Consider the following 24,732-nt stretch of genomic DNA (forward strand, 5'->3'; position numbering starts at 1 on the left):
CTTAGTAATGAATCTGTAGGAGGGTTTTATGAAAAAATTAAACAGATTAATTGCCTTATTTCTAAGCCTTATTCTAGTTATAAGTCTTGTCGGATGTAAGGAAAAAACACAGGAAGACATACAAAAAAATTATCATACCTTTCTTGATAAGTTATTTAAAGAAGAGGTTACTAGCGACTCCCTATCGCTTCATTACACTTTGGCAAATCCAGAAAATTACGGTATAAAAAATATCAAACCGACACTGGGTACGCTTTCTATAGAGCAAATGAAGAAAGATATGATTGATGCAGAGAATAACAGAAAGAAACTACAAGAATTTAAATACGATTGGCTTACGAAAGAAGATCAGATTACTTATGAGATTCTAAATGATGTATTTTCCAAAAAGCTTGCCTTAGGTGCTTACCCATATCTTATGGAACTGCTTGGCCCAACAACTGGAGTGCAAGCACAGTTACCAATTCTTTTTGCGGAATATGCCTTTTACTCGAAAGACGACATTAGTACATATATAAAACTCTTAAATTGCGTAGATGAGTATTTTAAATCCATTGAAGAATTTGAAAAAGAAAAATCCCAAAAAGGTTATTTCATGACGGATAACATTGCTGATGATATCATCGCTCAGTGTCAGGATTTTATAAAAAGCCCTGATGATAACTTTTTAATTACATCCTTTAGGGAAAGAATTGAAGTAATTCCAGATTTAACAGATAAGGAAAAAAGTGAATTTGAAGAGAATAATACATCTGCCATTTTAACTTCAGTGATTCCAGCCTATGAAAGCTTAATTAATACATTGATTTCTTTAAAAGGCAGCTCAAAAAATAAAAACGGTCTTAGCGGTTTCGAGGGTGGAAAAGAATATTATGAATTAAAGGTTCAGTTATCCACTGGTTCATCAAAAACAATTCCAGAAATGAAAAGGAGTTTAAAAGCCCTACTAAACCGTTGCTTATCCACTATTACTACACTAAGCATCAAAGATCCTACCCTTTATGATCAATATCAAAATATCACCTTCCCAGAAACAGATCCAAATGCAACCATGGAGTACCTCGCATCTCAAATCACAAAGGATTTCCCGGTTTTGGATAGCGTTAATTATACGGTAAAATATGTTCCTGACTCCTTAGAGAATCATCTTAGCCCAGCAATGTATTTAATACCACCGATTGATTTTTATACAGAAAATTGTATCTATATCAATAACAATCCAAACTATGATATGACAAAGCTATTCCCAACGATTGCACATGAAGGGTACCCTGGGCATCTCTATCAAAATGTGTATTTTAGAAAACTTAACATGCATCCATTACGAAGTGTTATTGATGTAACTGGGTATGATGAGGGCTGGGCTACTTATGTGGAATGTTATTCCTATGGTATGGCTGGACTAAGCCAGAATCTTTCTGACTTCTTAAAAGCAAATATGATAGCGGTACATTGTCTATACTCACTGACAGATATCGGTATACACTATGAAGGATGGACGAAGGAGGAAACTATAGATTTTTGGAGTAATTACGTATCCTCTCTGGAAGATGCTGAGGGAATCTATAATTCCATTCTTGGTGAGCCAGGTATCTATCTTCCTTACTGTGTAGGCTATATTGAAATTATGGAGTTAAAAGGTTTAGCAAAGTCCTCTTTACAGGAGAATTTCCGTATAAAAGATTTTCATACCTTCTTATTGGATTTTGGTCCAGCACCATTTGATATCATTGAAAAGTATTTAAAAAACTGGCTGACAGAAAAAACTGGATCTAATTCTGCAAAGTAATAAAACCTTTTCATTCACCTAATTAACTCTGAAGCTTTTCTATCCATATAGAGAATTAGCAAGCTTTTCCCGCTTATCTTTCTATTTATATTATAACTATACGAAAGCAAGGGATTGTTTTAGTGCTCCATCATTCATTGTTGCACTAAAAAGTTCTCTTGCTTTCATTATATTTTGTATCATGGAATAAGGAGTAGCGGTTATATCATATCTATTTTCACGTTTGTTGTATTATTAACATAACAAATACTAACTTTAATCTTGTTTATATAAATATATTGCATAAATTTGGTTTAATCTTACAAATTTATTAAATATTCGATATAAATATTGACATTTACACGCAACAAATTTATACTTAAATTGGTAGAAATTGATAATCTCATCACAATAGTATGCACGTTTTAAGAGTATCCCTATTGTTTGTTTGATCAGTTTATTTTCCGCCAAGAGAAGCACTTCTTTGCTTCCGGTAAGCAGAAAATATATTAGATATATCATAATTCATAGGAGGAAATCAATCATGTCAACAAAAGCGTATTATAAGCGCGATGAAATCGGTGTTGGAAAGCCAGGATTCTCAAAAACTCGCTCTATCATTGAAGCCGCTTTTTATGGCAACAATGTAGTGAAAGTCAACACCCTAAAGGAAGCCTACGAGCTTGCGAAAAATTCTCCTGGTACTGTGGTAACTGATATGCCAGTATACAGAGGAGAAGAATTCGGTCTAGAAAAAGACTCAAAAGTACTCTTATTTAATGATGGTTCTATTACCGGACGTTATGCTGCTGCAAGAAGAATCGCCGGTGAGCCAAATGTTGATTGCGCGGAATTAGACAAAATCGTTATGGATGCTATTTATGACACTAGATGGGATACCATGTACCATGCAGAAGTTTACATAGGCTTAGATCCTGAATTTATGATAAAAGCCCATCTGTTAATTCCAGAAGGTGAAGAGAACATTATGTACTCCTGGATGTTAAACTTTCAATACATGTCAGATGAATATGTAAGGATGTACAAAGATTCGAAACCTATTGGTAATGAACCAGATATCTATATTTTCTCAAATCCACAATGGACCGGAACAACAAATCCTAACTATGATCCTAAATGCTTATGCTATTTTAATACTGCTGAAAACTGTGCCGCTATCTTAGGTATGAGATACTTTGGAGAGCACAAAAAAGGAACTCTCACGATTGGATGGGCTATCGCTAACCGAAATGGATATGCCTCTTGCCATGGTGGACAAAAAAGATACAACCTTCCGAATAACAAATCCTATGTTGCATCCGTATTCGGTCTTTCAGGCTCAGGAAAGTCTACAATAACACATGCAAAACATGATAGTAAGTATGACATAACCGTACTTCATGATGATGCATTTATCATTAATACAGAGACAGGATCATCGATCGCGATGGAGCCTACTTATTTCGATAAAACTGCTGATTACCCTACATACTGCGAAGATAATAAATATCTGTTAACAGCTCAAAACTGCTCCGCTACCATTGATGAGGATGGTAAGATAGTTCTGGTAACAGAGGATATCCGTAATGGTAATGGTCGTGCCATAAAATCAAAATTATGGTCACCGAACCGCGTTGATAAAATAGAAGAGCCAGTAAATGCAATCTTCTGGATTATGAAAGATCCTACTATCCCACCGATAGTAAAATTAAAAGGCGCTTCGCTTGCTTCTGTTATGGGTGCAACCTTGGCAACAAAAAGATCAAATGCAGAAAGATTAGCAGAAGGGATCGACCCTAAAGCATTAGTAGTAGAACCATATGCAAATCCATTTAGAACTTATCCTTTAGCAAATGATTATGATAAGTTCAAAAAGTTAGTAGCTGAGAGAAATGTAGATTGTTATATTATCAATACTGGTGACTTCATGGGTAAAAAGGTAAAACCAGCAGACACACTTGGTGTTATAGAGGCAGTTGTCGAAGGTAATGCTGAATTTAAACAATGGGGACCTTTTGAAGATATTGAAATCTTTGAGTGGGATGGATTTATTCCAAATCTAGATGACCCAGAATATAAATCTCAGTTAAAAGCTAGAATGCTAGACCGTGTTAAATTTGTTGAAAGTAGAGAAAACTTTAAGGGTGGATATGATAAACTTCCAGAAGATGCTCTTTTGGCTCTTAAAAAGGTAGTATCTGGGTTGAACTAATGGTGATTATTTTATTTTCATCCATATTTCATCTAATATTTCATCCAATATTTCATCCAATATTTCATCCAATATTAAAACAACGATTGCGCCCATGCTGGGTGCAAAAAATAGCGCGCTATCCTAATAGTAATAGCGCGCTATTTTTTGTATTTTTTTGTTGTATATTATGACTTATTTTATCCTATTTCTACCCTCTTATGAAGTCGACAAAACGATACAAGAAAGAGCAAGATTACAATATCGATTTATCCCTGTAATGTGCTAATATACAAGTAGGGTAATAGAAAGTTTCACCGTGTATCGGTTTTATCTTCTATTGCCTATTTGTTGGAACTAAGAATATGTTCCGATAATCGAGCTAGCGGTGAAAAAACGCACCTTTTATCAGAATCTATCTTTAGCTCCTGATAAACAAGAAGAAGTACGCTTTGCGAACTTTTCCTTGCCAAGAACTATATTTGAGAAGATAAACTTTAATAATACCTTAGCATTAATGTGACCCTAGTTGTAAGAGTTTTGCCGCTTTAAAATCCTCTCTAGTTTATCTTCTCACTTGTTATCTAAATCATCCTTAAAGGAGGCATGTATGCAATACGGACATTTTGATCAAGAAAAAAAAGAGTATGTCATCGACCGCGTTGACCTTCCAACCTCATGGACCAATTATCTAGGGGTTAAAGACACTTGTGTGGTTGTAAATCAAACCGCAGGTGGCTACATGTTTTATAAATCACCAGAATACCACCGTGTTACAAGATTTCGCGGAAATAGTGTACCAATGGATCGCCCTGGGCATTATGTATACCTTAGGGACAACGAGACGAAGGATTACTGGAGTGTTTCATGGCAACCAGTAGGTAAGCCATTAGATGAAGCTAAGTATACCTGCCGTCATGGAATGTCCTATTCCGTCTACGAATGTGATTATCAGAAATTAAAAGCGACACAAACCCTTGTTGTACCAATCGATGAAGATGTGGAACTTTGGGATGTAACAGTTACGAATAACGATTCCAAACCAAGAAATATTAGCCTATTTACTTATTGTGAATTTTCTTTTCATCATATCATGATAGATAATCAAAACTTCCAGATGAGCCTTTACTGTGCTGGTTCTTCCTATGAAGATGGTATTACCCTGCATGATTTATTCTATGAAGAATTTGGTTATCAATACTTTACCTCAACCCAAACACCAGATGGTTATGACTGTCTCCGCGATAAATTCCTTGGCCTTTATCATACAGAATCTGATCCAATTGGAGTTATTAATGGGGAATTAAGTGGTAGTACAGAACTTGGAAATAATCACTGTGGTTCTCTTCAACATAATTTTGTGATTCAGCCAAACGAAACAATTCGAATTGTTTATATGTTAGGCGAAGGGAATCATAACGCTGGCAAACGTATTCGTGAAAAATACAGTAATTTATCCGCAGTCGATCAAGTCTACCATGACTTAAAGACTTTTTGGAGTGAAAAACAAAGTAAATTACAGATTCAAACTCCAAATGAGGGAATGAATACTTTAATTAATACATGGACTTTATACCAAGCCGAAATCAATGTCATGTTCTCTCGCTTCGCTTCCTTTATTGAAGTTGGTGGAAGAACAGGTCTTGGATACCGAGATACAGCACAAGATTCCATGACAATACCTCATTCTAATCCAGAAAAATGTAAACAGCGAATTCGTGAGTTAATGCAGGGTCTTGTATCCGAAGGTTATGGACTTCATTTATTCCAACCAGAATGGTTTGCGAAAGATGAAGATAAAAAGCCTTTTAAATCACCAACCGTAGTTCCTTCTCCAGATAAAAATAGCATCGTTCATGGTATAAAAGATGCTTGTTCTGATGATGCATTATGGTTAGTATCCTCTGTTGTTGAATACATAAAAGAGACCGGAGAATTTGAGCTAGCAGATGAAGTAATTACCTATGCAGATGGTGGCGAGGGTACTGTATATGAACACCTAACCAAAATCTTAGATTTTTCTGCAAAACAAGTTGGTGCAACCGGTATTTGTAAAGGTCTTCGCGCCGATTGGAATGACTGCCTAAACCTTGGTGGTGGAGAAAGCGCAATGGTTTCTTTCTTGCACTACTGGGCTCTTAATAATTTTATCTCTCTTGCGAAGTTTTTAAATCGTGAAGAGGATGTACAGAAATACACAGCTTTAGCCGATCATGTAAAAGAAGTATGTAATAAAGAATTATGGGATCAGGAATGGTTTATCCGTGGAATTACGAAAAACGGTAAAAAAATTGGTACAATAAATGATAAAGAAGGTAAGATTCACTTAGAGTCTAACTCTTGGGCTGTATTATCCGGTGCAGCTACCGAAGAAAAAGGTCTCAAAGCTATGGATAGTGTATATGAGCATTTATATACTCCATATGGAATTTTACTGAATGCTCCTTCCTATACAGTGCCTGATGATGACATTGGATTTGTTACCCGTGTTTATCCTGGATTAAAAGAAAATGGAGCAATTTTTAGTCACCCAAATCCATGGGCATGGGCTGCTGAATGTGAACTTGGCCGTGGTGACAGAGCAATGGAATTTTATAATGCACTTTGCCCATATTATCAAAATGATAAAATTGAAATTCGAGAAGCAGAGCCATATTCCTATTGCCAGTTTATTATGGGTAGAGATCACACTGCCTTTGGTCGTGCAAGACACCCATTTATGACTGGTACTGGCGGTTGGGCATATTTTAGTGCCACTAGATATATGCTCGGTATTAAACCTCAATTTGATTATTTAGAAATTAATCCTTGCATTCCTGGCTCATGGGATAGCTTCCAAGTAACTAGAGAATGGAGAGGTGCAGTCTATGAGATTGCTGTTGAGAATCCAGATGGAGTTATGAAGGGCGTCAAAGAAATCTATCTTGATGGAAAATTGGTGGAAAGACTTCCAGTTCAGGAGCCACATACCACTCACCATGTTCGCATTGTTATGGGAGTGTAAAAGAACTTTGTTCTTTTACACAGAAGTTTGTGCCTGCGTAATCCTCGGCACAAACTTCCGGCCTACTACTAGGCAAACATGATTTTATGTGAAGAGAATTTCTTAGGTACCAAAAGATGCTGCCTAAGAAATTCTAAAACTTCACACTGGTTTCATTCATTATTTGTTCCACCTTTTGGTGACATTTTCAAAGTGTAAAAAAGTTTTTCAAAGCGAATTATATTTTAATTTGCAAATATGATGTCTGCGGCCTAAAGTTTGCAGGCTATGGAAAGGCATGGTTATAATTATGATTAAATTTGGTACTGGGGGCTGGCGTGCTATCATTGGAGATGACTTCACCAAGTCAAACATACAGCTACTCGCGAAAGGTCTTTGCGATAAAATGAAAGCAGAAGGTGTCGCTGATAAAGGAGTTGTATTAGGCTATGACCGCCGTTTTCTGGCAAAGGAGGCTATGCAATGGGCAGCGACTGTCTTTGCAAAAGAAGGCATACATGCTTCTCTTGTGAATAAGTCTTCACCTACACCGCTTATTATGTTCTATGTGATGAAGCATAATCTTCCATATGGACTTATGATAACCGCTAGCCATAATCCTGCTATTTATAACGGAATTAAGGTTTTTACCGCTGGTGGTAGAGATGCAGATGAACTTCAGACACAAGACTTGGAAAGTTATATAAGTAATTTAACTTCGGAAGATGTTTACGATATGGGCTATGAAGAAGCAATCTCACAAGGTCTTATTGAAGAAATTTATCCTTTGAATGAGTACCTTGATAATATTATCGAGACTGTAGATATGGATGCTATTCGGAAAAGAAGCTTAAAAATCGTTATCGACCCAATGTATGGTGTTAGTGAAACTTCTCTAACCACAATCTTTCATACTGCACGTTGTGAAGTTTACACGATTCATGACCGACATGATACACTTTTTGGCGGTAAACTACCATCACCTTCAGCTGCTACTCTTCACTCCTTACAGCGTGCTGTAATTGATCGAAAATGTGACATTGGTATTGCAACAGATGGTGATGCAGATCGTATCGGTGTGATTGACGATACAGGACATTTTCTACATCCAAACGATATTCTTGTACTACTTTATTATTATCTCGTAAAGTATAGAGGATGGGAAGGACCAGTCGTAAGAAATATCGCTACTACTCATATGCTTGATAAGGTAGCGAAAAAATTTGGTCAAGAATGCTATGAAGTTCCTGTTGGCTTTAAACATATCTCTGCTAAAATGAATGCCACAAATGCAATCATCGGGGGAGAGTCCTCAGGCGGTCTTACTGTCAGAGGTCATATCAAAGGAAAAGATGGTGTATATGCCGCTGCTCTTTTGGTAGAAATGATTGCAGTTACCGGAAAAAAATTATCCGAAATCTATAAAGATATTGAACAAGAATTTGGTTCAATTGAGATGGAGGAAGCAAACTATCGCTTTAGTCAAGAAAAGAAGGATGAAATCTATAAAGTATTGATGGAAGATAAAAAACTTCCTACTTTCCCAACAGAAATAGATCATGTTTCTTATCTTGATGGAAGTAAAGTGTATTTTAAAAATGGTGGTTGGGTTGTAGCAAGATTCTCAGGAACTGAGCCATTACTTCGAATCTTTTGTGAAATGAGCTCCATAAAAACAGCTCGTAAAATAATCTCTCTTTATGAAGACTACTTAGGACTCACACCAGAGCCTTAATATACTATCTTCGTACCCCTGTGCCCTTACTCTCTTGGGCACAGGATACCCTCCAAAAGATTCTTTCTTAGGCATATTTCTTTTTTTATTTAATTGATGGGGATTTCATATAAAATGCAGTTTTTCATTTAAAAAGGTAACAAAAAAGTCGCCAAGTGCTCTATTACAAGAGTAAAGATTATAAAATTAAAATCGAAAATATATAAGTTTCATGGTATAATAGTTATACGTACCATGATAAATGAAAAGCAGAAATTCTATCCGTTTGGAATTTCTGCTTTTATTATTTTGGCTCTTTGTCAAGTCTTGGGGTGGGATTCACGGAATCCCGCTCCATTACTTCATTTAGAGCTATTTTAATGTTTTGGTTTATAATTCATGTTTTTGGGCGTGCCAAATAAGCCTCTTGCCTAGTCGTCCATTTTCTAATTAAATAGTGCAGTGTATAATTCTTGTTCGGAATCTATTGAAGTTACGCATTCCAAAAGATAATCTTTTTAGTACCTTGATTTTGTTATTGTAGCCTTCGGTAGGGCCATTTGTATATTTGTATTTAAAGGCATTTAATATACCTTTTGACCAGTTTCTATAGGTTTTGGCACAGTTCTCAAATTCAGGTATTCCTGATTTTTCAGCTGTTTTAACCCAATCCCAGAAAGCTGTTCGTTGATAAGAATACTTTTCGCTTTGGCAAATACCATAGAACCATTCTTTAAGATTGTGAGCTACTCTCAAGTCATCATTGTAAAGCAACATAAGGTCGCATGCTTTCTTGTTTTCATCCTTAAGCTTGGCGTAGCGAGTTAGTATTAGCTTTCGGCTACGTTTGTAGTATTTTCTGAGGTTTGCAGACATTGTTTTCTGGAGTCTTTTCCTCACATTTTCAATTGCCCATGTAACATACCGGATGAAATGGTATTTGTCGATAATGATTGTGGCATTAGGGAAATAAGCTTTTGCTAAGTCCACGTAAGGCTGCCACATGTCACAGACGAAGAACTTCACACGGTGACGCTCTGCTCGGCTTGTTTCTTTAAAATAGGCACTTAAATGGCTCTGCGTTCTGTCCGGTAGTATATCTAGAATGCTACGTTTCTTGGCATCCAAAAGAATACATTGGTATTTCCCCGCATCCGTATCTCCCTTGAACTCATCAATTGAGATACACTCTGGAAGAGAGGGAGCGGAATAGTTAACGGTGTCTAAAAGCCGGGTAACAGTATTTACTGATACATTCGTTATTTCAGCAACGGACTTGATATTTATAAGATTTCTGAGTAGGTCTATAATCTTGTAAGATAATCGTAAAGTACGCTGTTGATAAGAGGGAAGGAAATGATATTTTTCCGTAAATCTTTTACCACACTGGCAGACATAGCGTCTTTTCTTAAGGACCAAATATGTATGTTTCATTTGAAATGGCAGATCCTTAATTTCTTGATTACGGTAATCATGAATGCGTTTGGTTTGATTACCGCAGCAAGGACAAGTATGTAAAGAAGGAGCTGTTTCAATGAATATCTTTACATAGTGATCAGCATGCACAACTTTTTTGATATAAACATCTTTTAAATCTAAAAGATTTCTGGTACAATTAGAGTGCATTTATATGGAACCTCCTTTGGAAGTGTTTGTTTGGACGACGGGCATTTTCGGGGAGGCTTCTTTTATTTTATTACATAAAAAGAAGGTTGGGAATATGTTAAATGATACACACCCCAACCTTTATTATAGAACCATTATTTTTTTCTAACAGATGGGGGTAAAGATGAAAGTACATTTTAAGTCAAACAATGAAGTTTCCCTAAAATGGAGTATGATGCGTACTCTAATCTTATGTTGGGTATTACCGCTTACAATACTAACAATTATCGTATTTGACTTTGTTTATCATAACTTAAATCAACAGACAGAGCAAACGATTATAAATTCCACAGATAAAGCGGTCGAAATTTGCCTTTCAAGGATGCAAGATTCTATTACAGCATCGAAAAATGCTTCTTATCTTCCAACTATAAGGGAAAAATATAATCTATATCTTCTTGATAATAATAGGCAACAGCTTTACACTAAGGTAACCGAATTCCTAATACAGCAATACAAATTCGATGACCGTTTTCTCAGTACTATGTTAATGTTTACAGAAGATCCGCAAGAAGTTTATTGTACATATAGCAACAAATATAAATCTACATATTCCAATGTCCAGTATTTCAAACGTAATGTTTTAACTCAGGTTATGGAAATCTCGAAAGATTTGGATACTAAGGTGAAGTTCCTTCCAATTGATAATCGTGTTTACATGGTGAGAAATCTTATGACACCAACTTTTGAGCCATATGCTGTAATTGTAATGGAACTAAACAATGAGTCTATCTTTGAAAGTATCGGAACCATCTGGGGATACGAAACAGGTACTATCTATAAAAATGGAAGCTTTTTATGGGGCTCCAAAGAAAATGAATATTTATCCCGCTATGATAAAGTTACCAATCGAAGTATCTACTATAAAAATAAAGGAGATTCTTATGTATATAAAACATTAAAGTACAATCAAGATGTCCTGACTTTTGTAGCAAAACTAGATAGCGCTGTTATACTCTATGAGATGGATGCATTAAAATATATTGTTACTTTTTCGATTCCTTTACTAATTGCATTCGCATTCATTGTATTTCGGTTCTTCCATCGAAAGATAACAAAACCGATATTCCAACTAATCTCAGCATCTCATAAAATTGAAGACGGAGATTATGGAACTCAAATTCAAATAATACAAGGTAGCCAGGAATTTTCTTTCCTTAGCGAAGCATTTAACTCAATGTCCCTAAAACTTAAGCATCAGTTTGAGCAAATTTTCCTGGAAGAGCTAGCCCTAAAGGATGCTAGAATCATGGCACTACAATCACAAATTAATCCTCACTTTTTAAACAATACCTTAGAGATCATAAACTGGGAAGCAAGACTGATGGAAAATTATAAAGTGAGTGGTATGATTGAAGCTTTGTCTACCATTCTAGGTGCGACAATGAATCGAAGACAACAACAGCATATCCCGCTTGCAGAAGAACTTTCCTATGCAGATGCTTACTTCTTTATCATTTCTACAAGGCTTGGAGAACGGTTTCAAGTTGTTAAGGAAATTGATGAAAGTTTATTACAAGTTCCAGTACCTAGGCTTATTATCCAGCCAATTATAGAAAATGCAGTCGAACATGGGATGAATGCACAAAATCAAGGCGTAGTTACGCTTCATATTTTTTCCGAAGAGGATAAGTTATTTATTGAGGTACGAAATCAAGGAGAATTAACAGCGATAGACAAAGAGAGAATAGATGCCTTATTAAGCGACGATTTTGATGTAGAAAATGAGCGTTCCACGAGCCTTGGTATTCGTAATGTTAACCGACGTCTAAAAATCATTTACGGATACGATTGTGGATTATCCATCAAAAGTGACAAAGACGGTTCTACAGTAAGTACAATTATAGTCAAATTAAACAAAACAAACTAAGACAAATAATAACAATTCAAAGCATTAACCTTTCCCCGTTCTTAGGGTATGATGGTATCAGATGACAAAAGCATCTAAAAATTTCACGGGAGGTTATTTTATGAAAAAATTACTTGCGTTACTGTTAACTCTTACAATGGTAGTATCTATGGCTGCCTGCACTAAGAAAGAGGATCCAGCTACTAATACCCCTGGTAGTAGTACAGATAGCCCTAAAGCTACTGCTACAACGGCTCCTACGGCTGCACCTAAGAAAGTTACATTAAATGTTACTACTACATATGCCGGAAACGATGGCAATGCTCAGAATTACCAAGACGCTGTCGCTAATTGGGAAAAATCAACTGGAAACAAAGTGAATGATTCCTCATCAACTTCTGATGAAACTTTTAAAGCTAGAGTTTTAGCAGACTTCGAAACAGGATCTGAACCAGACGTATTATTCTTCTTTAACGGTGTGGATTCCAATGCTTTCGTTCAAGCAGGCAAAGTAGTATCTATCGATGAAATTCGTCAATCTTACCCTGACTATGCATCTAATATGAAAGATGGCATGTTAGGCGCTTCTCCTGTTGATGGAAAGAACTATTCCGTTCCTGTAAATGGTTACTGGGAAGGTATGTTTGTAAACAAAGAAGTATGTAAGGCTGCTGGTGTTCAGATTCCAGATGCTAACACTACATGGGATCAGTTCCTTGAGACTTGTCAGAAGATTAAAGATGCAGGCTTTGCTCCTATCGCTGTTTCTTTAGCAACTGTACCTCACTACTGGTTTGAGTTCTCTATTTACAATTTCTTATCACCATCAACACATAATGTTCTTCCAAAGAACACTACTGATACTCAGGGACAGGCATGGGTGAACGGTATTAACGATATTAAGATGCTTTATGAAAAAGGTTATTTCCCAGAAAATACTTTAACAGGTACTGACGATGAAACTGTTCAATTATTTATTGATAACAAAGCAGCATTCTTAATCGATGGTTCTTGGAAAGTTGGTGGAATCGAAGGTTTAACAACCGATATTGATAATTTTACTGTTACTTATGTTCCAGGAAAGGGCGACAGAAAGACTACAGATATCATCGGTGGATTATCTAGCGGATATTTTATCTCAAAGAAAGCTTGGGAAGATCCAGATAAGCGTGCTGCTGCTGTTGATTTTATTACTTCCATGACAAGTGATGAGTTAGTTTCTAAATTCGCACAAGTATCGGCTACAGCATTAAAGAATGGTCCTACAGTAGATGAATCTAAATTATCATCTCTAGCTAAAGATGGCCTTAAGTATGTAAAAGGCGCTACTGGAATGGCTAGCGCTGTAGAAGATCAGGTTCCAAGAGAGTGTAGAGTTCCTGTTTTTGATGGAATGCCTAATTTAGTAACTGGTAAAAACGATATCGCAGAAGCAATACAAAGCGTTTTAGATTTAACAGCTGCTCAATAATTTTACAAAGGAAAATACAAATTTAACTTTTCTTTGTCGCGAATAAGAGGTGTCTTTAAAGGCCCACTTATTAAAATAAAAAATTGAGGCCGGAGAAAATGCACTTTCTCTGGCCTTCTTTTAAGAGAGGAGAAACTATGACAGCTCACATTTATAAAAACAAAAAACCGATAATTTTCTTCCTCGCACCAGCGTTTGCCTTTATTATCGTATTCTTATATTATCCTTTTATACAGAATATCATCAACAGCTTTCAGGAAATTGCCGGACTTGGTTCTGCAGCAAAGGGTTGGCAGGATCCATGGTACAGTAATTATACAGCTCTGTTAAAAGATGAAACTATGAGAATTGCTCTAAAAAATACTCTGATCATGTTACTTGTCACAGTATTTGGTCAGGTTGGAATTGCTCTTTTACTTTCCATTCTTACTGATCGTGTCTCTCATGGTGCGAAGTTTTTCCGGGTTGTTTATTTCTTCCCAATTGTAATATCTGCCACTGCACTCGGTTTATTGTTCTTTCTTATTGTTCTATATGATAAAGGTATGCTCAATCAGCTTCGTGAGTTCTTTGGAGCTACAAAATTAGTTGATTTTAAGAGCAAACCTTATGCTTTATTTACTATGATGATTCCTGTTATGTGGCAATACGTCGGGTTTTATTTTATTATCCTTGTAACCGGATTAAATAATATTTCCTCTGAGTTATACGAAGCTGCATCAATCGATGGTGCAACACCTTATCAACAGGTAAAATACCTCTCTCTACCACTTCTTCGTAACGTTATTTGTACCTGTGTTGTTCTTGCAGTAACTGGTTCCTTAAAGGTATTCGATCTTCCTTGGACATTATTCCCTAAAGGAATGTCAGATACTTGGCTCACCGGATCTTATATGTTCTATCAGGTGTTTAATGCAAACAACGTAGATTATAGTTCTGCTATTGCAGTTGTGATTGTTTTCTTAGGCGTTGTTCTATCAAAACTTGTTAACACGATTTTCAAAGAAAAAGAATATTAGAGGAGGGTTGCTATGAAAACTACTACAGTGAAAAACAAAAGAAAAATCTCCATAGGGCAACCCATCATCTATTTATTATTAAGTCTTTGGGCTTTAACTACGATTTATCCAATTGTATGGGTTGTATTAAATTCATTTAAAGACCGAAGATACATCTTAAAAAATTCCTTTTCGCTGCCTATAGGAGATATTTTTACCCTTAGTAACTACGAATTAGCATTTCGGCGTGTAAATATACTCAGTGCTTATAAAAATAGTTTAATAATCTCCACAACTGTAGCTGTGACTGTTATTATATTTGCAGGTTTAGCCTCTTACGTATTAGTAAGATATGAGTTTCGTTTAAAGAAATTATTATATGGTTTAGTAATTGCAGGTATGATGTTTCCTGTATACTCGACAATTATTCCTGTATTTCGTATGGAATATTCCTGGGGTATTGTAAATACCGATAAACTATACTTATCCCTACTCTCCTGCGCTCTTCCGCAAATAGCTGGTAACTTATCCTTTGCTATTGTCGTATTAATGGGATATATTAAAAGTCTTCCAATAGAGCTAGAAGAAGCTGCTTACATGGAGGGATGCAATATTTTTCAAATTTTCTTCCGTGTTATTGTTCCGTTAACCAAACCATCTTTTGCTACGGTTTCCATCTTCTCCTTTTTATGGAGCTATAATGATTTATTTACTCAGATGTTCTTTTTACGTACCAAGACACAGTGGACTATTACTAATTTATTGAATCAATTAACTTCCCAGGAAGGTACTAACTACGGACTTATGGCATCTGCGGTAACACTGGTAATAATTCCGATTTTAATCTTATATATCTTCTTACAGAAATATATCATTAAAGGAATGACTGCAGGTGCGGTCAAGGGTTGATTTTTGTGGTATAATCTTAGTGTAGAACTAAGCCATATCTGATTTAGTTCTAAATATGAATTAGTTCTACACACATTAGATGGCTAGCTTTGAAGCGTTTACTGTTATAGCATGAGGAATATGCTAATAAATTTCGTATATCTCCATGTAAAGCCTCATACTATGAATAAAAAAAGCTAGTATCTAAGATATTAATATCCACATAACTATTAACCTTAAATACATAAGCGTGAGAACAGGCTGACAGGAGGTTGCCATGTACAAGGTAATTATCATTGATGACGAACCGGTTATCGTAAGGGGATTGTCTCAGACAATACCATGGGAGAAACATAATTGTCAGGTCGTAGGCACTGCATTTAATGGAAAAGACGGACTAGATTTAATCCGGGACCAAAAGCCAGATATTTTAATATCTGATATCTGTATGCCCGGCATGGATGGCTTAACCATGATAGCAAGTATAAAATCACAATTTCCAAAGATGCAGATTTGCATCTTGACTGGATTCCGCGATTTTGATTATGCCCAACGGGCTATTTGTCTTGGTGTTACTCGATTTCTATTAAAACCATCTAAAATGAATGAATTATTAGATGCACTTGATGTTATGACAACCAATCTATCAAGTTCTGATGTTGAGATAAAAAAAGAAGAACTATTGATATCTGACACAGAACAGCAAGACTCACCAGAAGAGAACACCGCCAGCAGTTTTATCGTGAAGAATGCCTTACAATATATTGATGAAAACTACCAACAAAAAATAATGTTATCGGAAGTTGCTGAACATATCTATGTCAGCCAATGGCATTTAAGTAAATTACTCCACCGACATACTGGACAAAATTTTTCTGAAATTCTTAATAACGTTCGTATAGAAAAGGCAAAAGAATTACTCAATAATCCAGCACTACGTATCGGTGAAGTAGCCGAAAAAGTTGGCTTCGTTGATATGGCACATTTTTCAAGAGTATTTAAAAAAATAGTTGGTATTTCTGCAAATGAGTTTCGAAATACAGTACTATCTAAGTAATATACATAACAAAAATATCATTTCTCTTTCGTGTAGATTGGCAATAAGGACCTCTCCTATCGTCCCATGCCTAGACAAGAAAGCAAACCCAACCATAGAGCTTTCTTGTTGAAAGAAAAAGGCTGTGACCCTCTCACAGCCTTTTTTTGATTGACGAATAAATACAAAAGTGTTAGAATAATATGGTAATATTCAAGCGGATATAGTTCAATGGTAGAATATGAGCTTCCCAAGCTTAGGATGCGGGTTCGATTCCCGTTATCCGCTGGAGAAAGAAAGAGAGCATCAGCCCCGAAAGCTGATGCTCTTTTTCACGTGTCTTAACTGAAGTCAATAGTCACCAGCTCAAGTCTGTAATATGACGCTCTTTGAAGTAAACAAAAAAAATACTAAAAGTGGAAACCGGGAACATTGGAATGTTTTGTAATTTATACACTAATCAATACATGATTTATTGACAATGTTGCACATTGAATTTCTAACTTGTATACACTAGTATACAAGTATGCATGCTTAAGCCACTTAGTCTCGTGAGGTTGTTACTATTACCTATATACAAGCCATTAACCAGTACCCAATCACATTAAGTGTGAAGATATAGAAGGAGGTGTTCGTAACCGAGAGAATCAAACAGAACATGGGACGTCTCACCCAATAAAAGATCGTTTGGCCACACTGCGCGTTAGCAGTGAGACTGAAAAAGGAGAACCCCAACTCCAGAATAAAAGAGGCAAAATATATCATTTTAATGGGAGGTAAATTAATATGAAGAAAAGAATTATTTCTTTTCTAATGTGTGCAATGATGGTACTGCAACTCCTACCTATTGATCTCTTGCCTAACAGTTCGTCAATCGCCAGTGCGGCTTCAACAACAGCATATTCCATGGCGTCTGATAGCGACATCCAGAGTAAAACAATCGGTACCACATTCGATGGCACCACATGGTTTCAGAAAGCCGGCGGCCCGACGCTTACTGTTGTTGACAACAGTGGAGCCAAAGCCATTAGTGTTACAGGGCGGACTGCAGACTGGAATAGCGTTGATTTGAAAAATTTAGTTTCCTTGCCTGATGGGTTTGAGTACACTATCATGGTGACCGGCCGTACTTCTGAGGGCTCCAAGATGAAGCTATCACAGACGGCAAGCCCGTATGGAACACATGCTTCTTTAGTTGTGGGCACAGATGGTATTTTCTCTCTTGAGAAGACCTTCACGTATACCCAGTTACAGACTGAGAAGACCGTTCGTATCCAGTCGGAAGGAACAACCAACGACTTTACAATTAACAGCATCATAATCACCCAGACAGCAGTCTCAGATGGCGTAACATCTACACCTACACCTACCCCGATTTCTGATGGTGCAACTACTAGCGACATCTCTATTTCCTTCAATACCACCGACAATACCAAGTGGAGCGAAGCTTTTAGCGTGTCCAACACAGATAATGCCGCAATTGAATGGGTTTCGGACTTCGGTAATGGCGATACTTTTGCACTTAAGGGTATCCACCTATCTACCTCGACTGACTATACCGGCGCTAACAACGCCATCCGTCTGACATTTCCTGAGCCATTGGCTAAGAACGCCGTTTACACTATTTCGTATAGCGTCTTTGTCCCAGCCGTAGGCAACGAGGGTAAAGATACACTTGTAGGACCGGGCATCGTCCTGAGTGGCGATTATACAGGCTCAACAGGCGTGACCAAATTCCCGGCCGACTTCGGCACAATTAGTACAGAGACATGGAAAGATGTTAGTATAACCACACCGGAAGGTGGTCTGAACGAGACACTAAAGAGCATCGACTTCCGTTTCGTTGTAAACGAAGCAACGAAGCATCCTGACGTGTGGTTTCTCGATAATATCAAGATCTCACAGAGATTAATTAATGTTGAAAACGTAGCTCCGGATTACAAAAGTTATCCTGCACTAAAGGATGTCTACAAAGATTATTTCCTAATTGGCGTGGCATCGAGTAATTACCGGATGTCCGGTGACAAGCTTGATATAATCAATTATCATTTCAACACATTTACGCCTGAGAATGAGATGAAGCCCTCGAGTGTACAAAATGTCAAGGGTGTATTTACCTATAGTGCCCTAGACGAACAATTCGCTAAGCTTCCAGGCTTTAATCTGATCGGCCATACCCTAGCTTGGCACTCACAGTCGCCTACCTGGATGTGGGGTTCACCGACACCTCTGCCTGCTGCAGATGCAAAGGCCAATTTGGACGCACACATTACGGATGTTTTGGACCGTTATGGCGCAAACCTTTACAGTATCGACGTCGTTAACGAGGCTATGGCCGACGGCAAGAACAATGTCGACTGGCGGCAGAATCTGCGTAGCAATGAGGGTTGGTACACTGCTCTTGGTTCAGAGTGGGTTGAAGACGCATTCCTTAAAGCAGCTGAAATCGTTGACGCCAATGGTTGGAACTGCAAGCTTTACTACAATGATTTCAATCTCGACTATGCCGATAAGGCAAGATCTGTTTATAATATGGTTAAGGATATCAACGAACGTTATGCCGGAAGACGTCCAAACGGCAAGCCCCTTATCGAGGGTATCGGTATGCAAGGACACTATAATGAGAACACCATCGTAGCTAACGTTGAGAACTCGATCAACCTCTTTTCGACTCTTCCCGGTGTCTCTATTAGCGTTACCGAACTAGATATTACATACTTAAATTCGGGTAGTCTCACCGAAGTTCAAGCTCATAGCCAGGCCGTTAAGTATGCACAACTCTTTGATGTTTATAAGAGGTATGCTGTAGGCCCTGCAAACGGAGGAAAGGGCCGCATCGAACGTGTTACCTTCTGGGGAACAAACGACGCTGACAGTTGGCGTGCATCAACCTTCCCGTTGCTCTTTGACAAGAATCTACGTGCTAAAGAAGCTTTCAAAGCCGTTCTTGATCCAACTAAGTACTTAAGCACCGAGATCCCTGCCGCAGGCCAGACTTATGATAAATATCCAGCACTGAAAGACATCTACAAAGATTATTTCACCATGGGTATTTTCGGCTCAGGCGAAACTAATGCCTTAGTTTACAATTTTGCGGCATATGCACCTGGTAATGAGATGAAGCCAGAAAGTACACAAAATGTCAAAGGAACTTTTACATACAATAGCGCGGACACCGCGTTTAGTAATCTTCTAAGTAGGAATCCGAACATGCTTTTCTACGGACATACGCTTGCATGGCATTCGCAGTCACCAACGTGGATGTGGGACGCACCACCTGCTAAATACGGACAACCAGGTACATACGATAGAACCACCGCATTAAAAAATCTCAATGATCATATAGAAAATGTTCTCGGCTACTACGGAGGACGTCTTGAAGGAATCGATGTAGTGAATGAAGCCATCGGTACTGCGAACCCTAACGACTGGAAATCTTCGCTAGCAAAAGGAGAAGGCTGGTATATGGCACTCGGCTCAGACTGGGTTGAACTCGCATTCCTAAAAGCTGCCGAAGTTGTTGACAGTCATCCGGATTGGAATTGCAAGTTGATCTATAACGATTTCGGTCTTGATTCTCCAAACAAAGCACGTGCAGTCTACGAGATGGTTAAGAGCATTAACGAACGTTATGAAGGCGTACGCCCGAATGGGAAAAACCTGATTGAGGTCATCGGTATGCAAGAACATGATAATCTCACCACAGATGTTACATATGTGGAAAACTCCATCAAACTGTTTGCGACACTTCCTGGTGTCAAAGTTAATATTACAGAGATGGATATCGGATGCCCACCTGTCGGAACTCTCACCTCGGATAATGAGAACAACCAGGCAATGAAGTATGCTGAGTTGTTCCAGATTTTCAAAAAGTATGCTACAGGCTCAGCTAATACGACAAGCAATCCAAAGGTAATTGATCGCGTGAGTATTTGCGGCGTTAGAGACGCTACCTCAGGTTGGCGTGCTGGTGAATATGCACTGCTATTTACATCGACAGGATTGGCAAAACAAGCTTTAGTAGCGGTTCTAGATCCCGATGCATTTCTTGCGGGACATAAATACATTGATACTGATCCAAAACCGGAGATAAAGCCAGTTGACGGCGTCTTTGTTTATGATGCAGCCAAAGGAGACGGATGGTCAGGTGCGAATATTATCTTGGGTAACGGCGCATCACAGTGGCCTTGGTCGACAGCAGCAGAGGATGGTAAGGTGGCATTTATTCCTGAGAAGGAAGCGACATACCGTCTCACGATTAACTACACATCAGCAGGTACATCAGCCATTCGTGTGCGTTGGGTTGGGGACAACACTAACGGTGGATATACCACTGCAGATGGATCGGTTGTCAGCTCACCTCCATATAACACTAGTTTAAATCCTAGCATGGTGTCACCTAGAATTCCTGCGTACTTCAACAGCGGCATGGTGGCTGGCGGAACCTACAGTTTAGTTACTGAAATCAAGCTTGACGGTTCTCAGGCTGCAAATGGACTAATTGGTAACATCGCTATCCGTGGTGGAGCTGGCGGTAACGCCTTCTCTATTAACTCAATTAAGGTGGAGAAGATCGGTACCGGAGCACCTGATCAGCTACTAGTTAGCTGGCCGGCATCTCCAACAATAGCATATACCGCAATAGCAAATGGTGTCGCAAATACCACTACCTCCAATTCTATCGCACTTACCTTTAATAATCCGGTACCGGGATTTGTAGCCACCGACATCACCCTCACAGCAGGCACCGCTAATGCAACATTAGGCGCTTTGACTGTAGTGGACGGCTCGAACGATACAAAATACAACCTTGCTATCAGTGGAATTACTATGGAAGGTAACGTTAATTTAAAGATTACAAAGGACGGCGTAGATAATGTAGTAAAGGTCGTTGATATTCACAGAATTCCAATTACCTTTACCGTAGCGAATGTTGGAGGCAATGCCTTTGTAAGTAATAGTACCGCTTTAAGGCTAACATTTAATGCAGCTGTAACTAGTCTGTCGGCAGAAGACATTATTCTACTCCCTGGAACTCCTACTGCTGTATCAAACTATGCAAGTTCATTAGCGCAGAAGGGCCTTCTTACGAAAGTAAGCGACACTATATATGAACTTGCGCTCACAGGCATTACCAAAACAGGTACACTTGGAGTCAAAGTCAATAAAATAGGGATTGAAGCCAATCAGAAGAATGTAATTGTAAATGCAAAAGTTGATAAGACCGCATTGCAACCTACACCTCCTCGTAGTTATTTCCCTCAGAATATAACTAACCTACCAAAATCATCAGGCTTAAACGATCTGTTCCAGTTCTTGGATTCTAATGCAGGTACAAATGGCCGGGTTGAAACCGCAGCTGATTGGACGGCACGTAAAGCCGAGCTAAAAGACTTAATTCAATACTATTACTACGGCAGATATTACCCGACAGCAAAGACTTGTATTACGGTGAATACCGCTACGAACCAGGTTAATGTCACCATAAATGATAATGGTAGAAGCGTGACCGGAAGCCTTGGCACCGTAACGGTTCCTACTGGTACAGCTCCGGAAGGCGGCTGGCCGGTTATTATCGCCTTTGGTTTTGGCCAGACGTCAATGGCAACCCAAAACGGTTACGCAGTAATTAACGTCTCCAACTGGGGTGGAAGCAGAACCGGAAACTACTATAATCTGTATCCGTTTAACGCCTACGATTACGATTTCAATACAGGCTCAATTATGACAGCAGCATGGACTGTCTCCCGTATCATAGACGCGATGGAGATTAGCCAAACAGCGAATGGCGGTAAGAATCAATGGAACATCAACCCGTATAAGTCCATTACAACAGGCGTATCCATTAACGGTAAATATGCTCTGATGGCAGCAGCTATGGACGATCGTGTCGGTGCAGCAGCACCTGTTGATTGCGGACAATCCGGTGCATCTAGCTTCCGTTATACCGCTGAAGGAAAATTGTTCTACTATAATTCACCATTAGACCGTATCTATCGTAGAAATCAGAAAGCTTTAAACAGTATTCAGTATAGTGGTGAATCATTCTGGATGGGGCTTGGAACAGCAGCTGGATTCCATCAACAAGTAGATATCGATTATTTACCTTTTGACGCGCATGCTGTTGAGGCTCTAGTAGCACCTAGACCGCTTATCGCGTTTACCGCAGATAATAATTTCGACTGGACTACCCCGCCGTCCTCAGTAATGGATATGTTAGCTGCTAAGGAAGTCTACGAGTTCTTAGGTAGCGGCGACAACATTGCTGTACGTACGCGTGACGGTGCACATGCAATACAGGATAGAGATGTTCCGTTCATGTTAGCAATCATGGACAATGCATTTGGCGGAAAGCCGCTAGAAGTCAGAGATCTCTACCCTAAGAGTAACCCACCAAGCTATGGTATAGGAACCTATGCTAATATTTCAGCTATGTCGATTTACCCTTACGATATTGACAGTTCCTACATTCGTTGGTCTCGTCCAGGCAAATACACGCTATGGACCGAAAACGAGATTGTCACCGAAGGTATCCCTGCAACAATCAAGGTTCATTCTGATGCCGGGCAGGTTAAATTGACGATTCTAGATGCGGACAACAAACCGACAGAGTCTACATGGACAGCCAATGTAGTTGGTGGCATCGCTGTGTTTAACCTAACAGCGGATCAAGTTAAGATAGGGCGTTACCAGATTACTACGGTTGGTACCGCAAAGGATGGCAAGACTGTGTACTTCCAAGGCATAGACGTAGCTACCGCACTGCGTCACGGCACCGCCAGAAATGACAACGGCGCGGCTGTTATGTATGGATTTACCAGTAAGATCAATAAAAATATGGTAGAAGTTTACGCAGATAGCAATAAGTTGACAAAGTCCCTCCAGGAGGACACAGAGCAGGCTTGGATTCTTAATTATGGCGTAACAACTAACCCTAATGAGAACAACCGCATACTAAATAACGCGTTCAATGTAATTACACTGAAAAAGCTGCAAATGGAGGCTATGCCTGGCTATACATTTGAGATTTCCATTGACAAGTCTAAACTTGCTAACAATCAGGAAACTATCAGTTGGAACGCATCGGCAGCGGTACAAAAGATCGGTCCTCAGCCGAACTGGCCTCTGTATCCAAACAGCCTGACAGATGACGGAACCCGCCCATTACGCCCGGCGACAGCTACCAACTTTAACGCCACTACTACTTTCAGTTTAAATGATCTGGCAAATCTCGATGTTGGCGATAAATTGGTGATTACATTCAATGAGCCTATGTACAAAGGCGATTTCGGTATCGGATTTGATTTCTCCGATGACTTTTTACTTACATGGGCAGATGATAACAAATCGGTAGAAGTGACATTTAACAATGTAACAAAAGGGAAAGGTGAAGTTTGCAATATTTATACTATGCGCTTAAGTGATGCCGCTGGTAATATGATTGCAGCTCCAATCCACCATTCGTTCACTCGTAAGCCTGCCTCCGAAGGCCCTATTACGATTACGCCAACCCCAACGGTTACGGAGGTTCCAACGGTTACGGGTGCCCCGACTGCAACCCCTACTCCTACACCAGAGTTAACAACAGAAGAGATTCTAGAGCACTTAACACCAAAACGCACTGGTACTCTATATGTTGGAGGTAAGAGTTTTAACTTAGGATGGTTTGGATTAAAGCTTCCAAATAACGTTGTTAAAGTAGCTAACTTTGATGAAAAGACATTAAGTAAGCTTGATGAGGGAATAGTTCCAATTACGATTACTTATAAGTCAAATAATCCAGGTATTGTAGAAGTAAAACAGAATGGACGTTTGATTGCAAAAGAATCTGGTATTATAGTTATTACGGCTACTGTTACAATGCAGGATGGAACACAGAAGGTTTATACTAGAAAATTATCTGTTAAAAAAGCGACCATTGAATTTGTGGAAAGTGCTGTGCATATGAAAGTGGGAGAAGAAGCAGTATTTAAAATAAAAGTAAATGGTTTAGATGAAGATAGCATCCTCTGGATGTCTAGTAAAAAGGATGGAGTAGTTGTGAAGAAGAATCCAGGAAGTACAACTGCAACAGTTAAGGCCGTTTCTGCAAAAACAGATTGGATTTATGTAAATGTAGATGGTATGAAGAAGTCAATTAAAGTTATTATTGAAGAGTAAGCTTATACT

12 protein-coding genes and 1 tRNA gene are annotated in these 24,732 nt (G+C 38.5%); 11 read left to right on the forward strand and 2 right to left on the reverse strand.

Translation table 11 applies throughout. The features are described from left to right. Positions 1-28 precede the first annotated feature (28 nt). The 4 genes from CPHY_RS19930 (at position 29) to CPHY_RS19945 (ending at position 8,677) form a co-directional block, all read left to right on the forward strand. A complete protein-coding gene (locus CPHY_RS19930) occupies positions 29-1,789 on the forward strand; it encodes a DUF885 domain-containing protein (protein WP_012201847.1) in 1,761 nt (586 codons plus the stop codon). 523 nt (positions 1,790-2,312) lie between these two features. Further along, positions 2,313-3,980 carry a phosphoenolpyruvate carboxykinase (ATP) gene (locus CPHY_RS19935; RefSeq protein ID WP_012201848.1) on the forward strand — a complete coding sequence of 556 codons (1,668 nt, stop codon included), beginning with the start codon at positions 2,313-2,315 and terminating at the stop codon, positions 3,978-3,980. 589 nt (positions 3,981-4,569) lie between these two features. Then, positions 4,570-6,963 carry a GH36-type glycosyl hydrolase domain-containing protein gene (locus tag CPHY_RS19940; protein WP_012201849.1) on the forward strand — a complete coding sequence of 798 codons (2,394 nt, stop codon included), beginning with the start codon at positions 4,570-4,572 and terminating at the stop codon, positions 6,961-6,963. A gap of 289 nt (positions 6,964-7,252) precedes the next feature. Then, positions 7,253-8,677, forward strand: a complete 1,425-nt coding sequence (locus CPHY_RS19945) for a phosphoglucomutase/phosphomannomutase family protein (RefSeq protein ID WP_012201850.1) — start codon at positions 7,253-7,255, stop codon at positions 8,675-8,677. A gap of 429 nt (positions 8,678-9,106) precedes the next feature. Here CPHY_RS19945 and CPHY_RS19950 read toward each other — a convergent pair whose 3' ends face one another. After that, complete coding sequence (locus CPHY_RS19950) at positions 9,107-10,282, reverse strand: ISL3 family transposase (RefSeq protein WP_012198949.1); 1,176 nt, start codon at positions 10,280-10,282, stop codon at positions 9,107-9,109. A gap of 163 nt (positions 10,283-10,445) precedes the next feature. Here CPHY_RS19950 and CPHY_RS19955 point away from each other — a divergent pair, with 163 nt between their 5' ends. The 6 genes from CPHY_RS19955 to CPHY_RS19980 all read left to right on the forward strand — a co-directional run bounded on the left by CPHY_RS19955 (position 10,446) and on the right by CPHY_RS19980 (position 16,851). After that, positions 10,446-12,191 (forward strand): sensor histidine kinase, encoded by a 1,746-nt coding sequence (locus tag CPHY_RS19955; protein ID WP_012201851.1) that lies wholly within the window; start codon positions 10,446-10,448, stop codon positions 12,189-12,191. A gap of 100 nt (positions 12,192-12,291) precedes the next feature. After that, positions 12,292-13,641: an ABC transporter substrate-binding protein gene (locus CPHY_RS19960; protein WP_012201852.1), complete on the forward strand. Its 1,350-nt coding sequence runs from the start codon at positions 12,292-12,294 to the stop codon at positions 13,639-13,641. 137 nt (positions 13,642-13,778) lie between these two features. Next, positions 13,779-14,660: a carbohydrate ABC transporter permease gene (locus tag CPHY_RS19965; protein WP_012201853.1), complete on the forward strand. Its 882-nt coding sequence runs from the start codon at positions 13,779-13,781 to the stop codon at positions 14,658-14,660. A 12-nt stretch (positions 14,661-14,672) separates the two neighbouring features. Then, on the forward strand, positions 14,673-15,548 hold the full coding sequence (locus CPHY_RS19970; protein ID WP_012201854.1) for a carbohydrate ABC transporter permease: 876 nt from the start codon (positions 14,673-14,675) through the stop codon (positions 15,546-15,548). Positions 15,549-15,804: 256 nt separating this feature from the next. Beyond that, positions 15,805-16,584: a response regulator transcription factor gene (locus CPHY_RS19975; protein WP_012201855.1), complete on the forward strand. Its 780-nt coding sequence runs from the start codon at positions 15,805-15,807 to the stop codon at positions 16,582-16,584. 196 nt (positions 16,585-16,780) lie between these two features. Then, positions 16,781-16,851: transfer RNA gene (locus CPHY_RS19980), tRNA-Gly, on the forward strand. 683 nt (positions 16,852-17,534) lie between these two features. Here the strand turns inward: CPHY_RS19980 and CPHY_RS22260 are convergent. Then, entirely contained in the window at positions 17,535-17,966 is a 432-nt protein-coding gene (locus CPHY_RS22260) for a hypothetical protein (protein WP_242658015.1), read from the reverse strand. 469 nt (positions 17,967-18,435) lie between these two features. Here CPHY_RS22260 and CPHY_RS19985 point away from each other — a divergent pair, with 469 nt between their 5' ends. Next, complete coding sequence (locus CPHY_RS19985; protein ID WP_408611179.1) at positions 18,436-24,723, forward strand: endo-1,4-beta-xylanase; 6,288 nt, start codon at positions 18,436-18,438, stop codon at positions 24,721-24,723. The last annotated feature ends 9 nt before the right edge of the window (positions 24,724-24,732 follow it).

It is taken from the genome of Lachnoclostridium phytofermentans ISDg, assembly GCF_000018685.1.
Lineage (GTDB): Bacteria > Bacillota > Clostridia > Lachnospirales > Lachnospiraceae > Lachnoclostridium > Lachnoclostridium phytofermentans.

Coding starts and splice junctions, on each gene's coding strand:
- CPHY_RS19935 (WP_012201848.1), top strand. CDS start 2,313: ATGTCAACAAAAGCGTATTATAAGCGCGATGAAATCGGTGTTGGAAAG.
- CPHY_RS19945 (WP_012201850.1), top strand. CDS start 7,253: ATGATTAAATTTGGTACTGGGGGCTGGCGTGCTATCATTGGAGATGAC.
- CPHY_RS22260 (WP_242658015.1), bottom strand. CDS start 17,966: ATGTCGCTAGTAGTTGCACCATCAGAAATCGGGGTAGGTGTAGGTGTA.
- CPHY_RS19950 (WP_012198949.1), bottom strand. CDS start 10,282: ATGCACTCTAATTGTACCAGAAATCTTTTAGATTTAAAAGATGTTTAT.
- CPHY_RS19955 (WP_012201851.1), top strand. CDS start 10,446: ATGAAAGTACATTTTAAGTCAAACAATGAAGTTTCCCTAAAATGGAGT.
- CPHY_RS19960 (WP_012201852.1), top strand. CDS start 12,292: ATGAAAAAATTACTTGCGTTACTGTTAACTCTTACAATGGTAGTATCT.
- CPHY_RS19970 (WP_012201854.1), top strand. CDS start 14,673: ATGAAAACTACTACAGTGAAAAACAAAAGAAAAATCTCCATAGGGCAA.
- CPHY_RS19930 (WP_012201847.1), top strand. CDS start 29: ATGAAAAAATTAAACAGATTAATTGCCTTATTTCTAAGCCTTATTCTA.
- CPHY_RS19940 (WP_012201849.1), top strand. CDS start 4,570: ATGCAATACGGACATTTTGATCAAGAAAAAAAAGAGTATGTCATCGAC.
- CPHY_RS19965 (WP_012201853.1), top strand. CDS start 13,779: ATGACAGCTCACATTTATAAAAACAAAAAACCGATAATTTTCTTCCTC.
- CPHY_RS19975 (WP_012201855.1), top strand. CDS start 15,805: ATGTACAAGGTAATTATCATTGATGACGAACCGGTTATCGTAAGGGGA.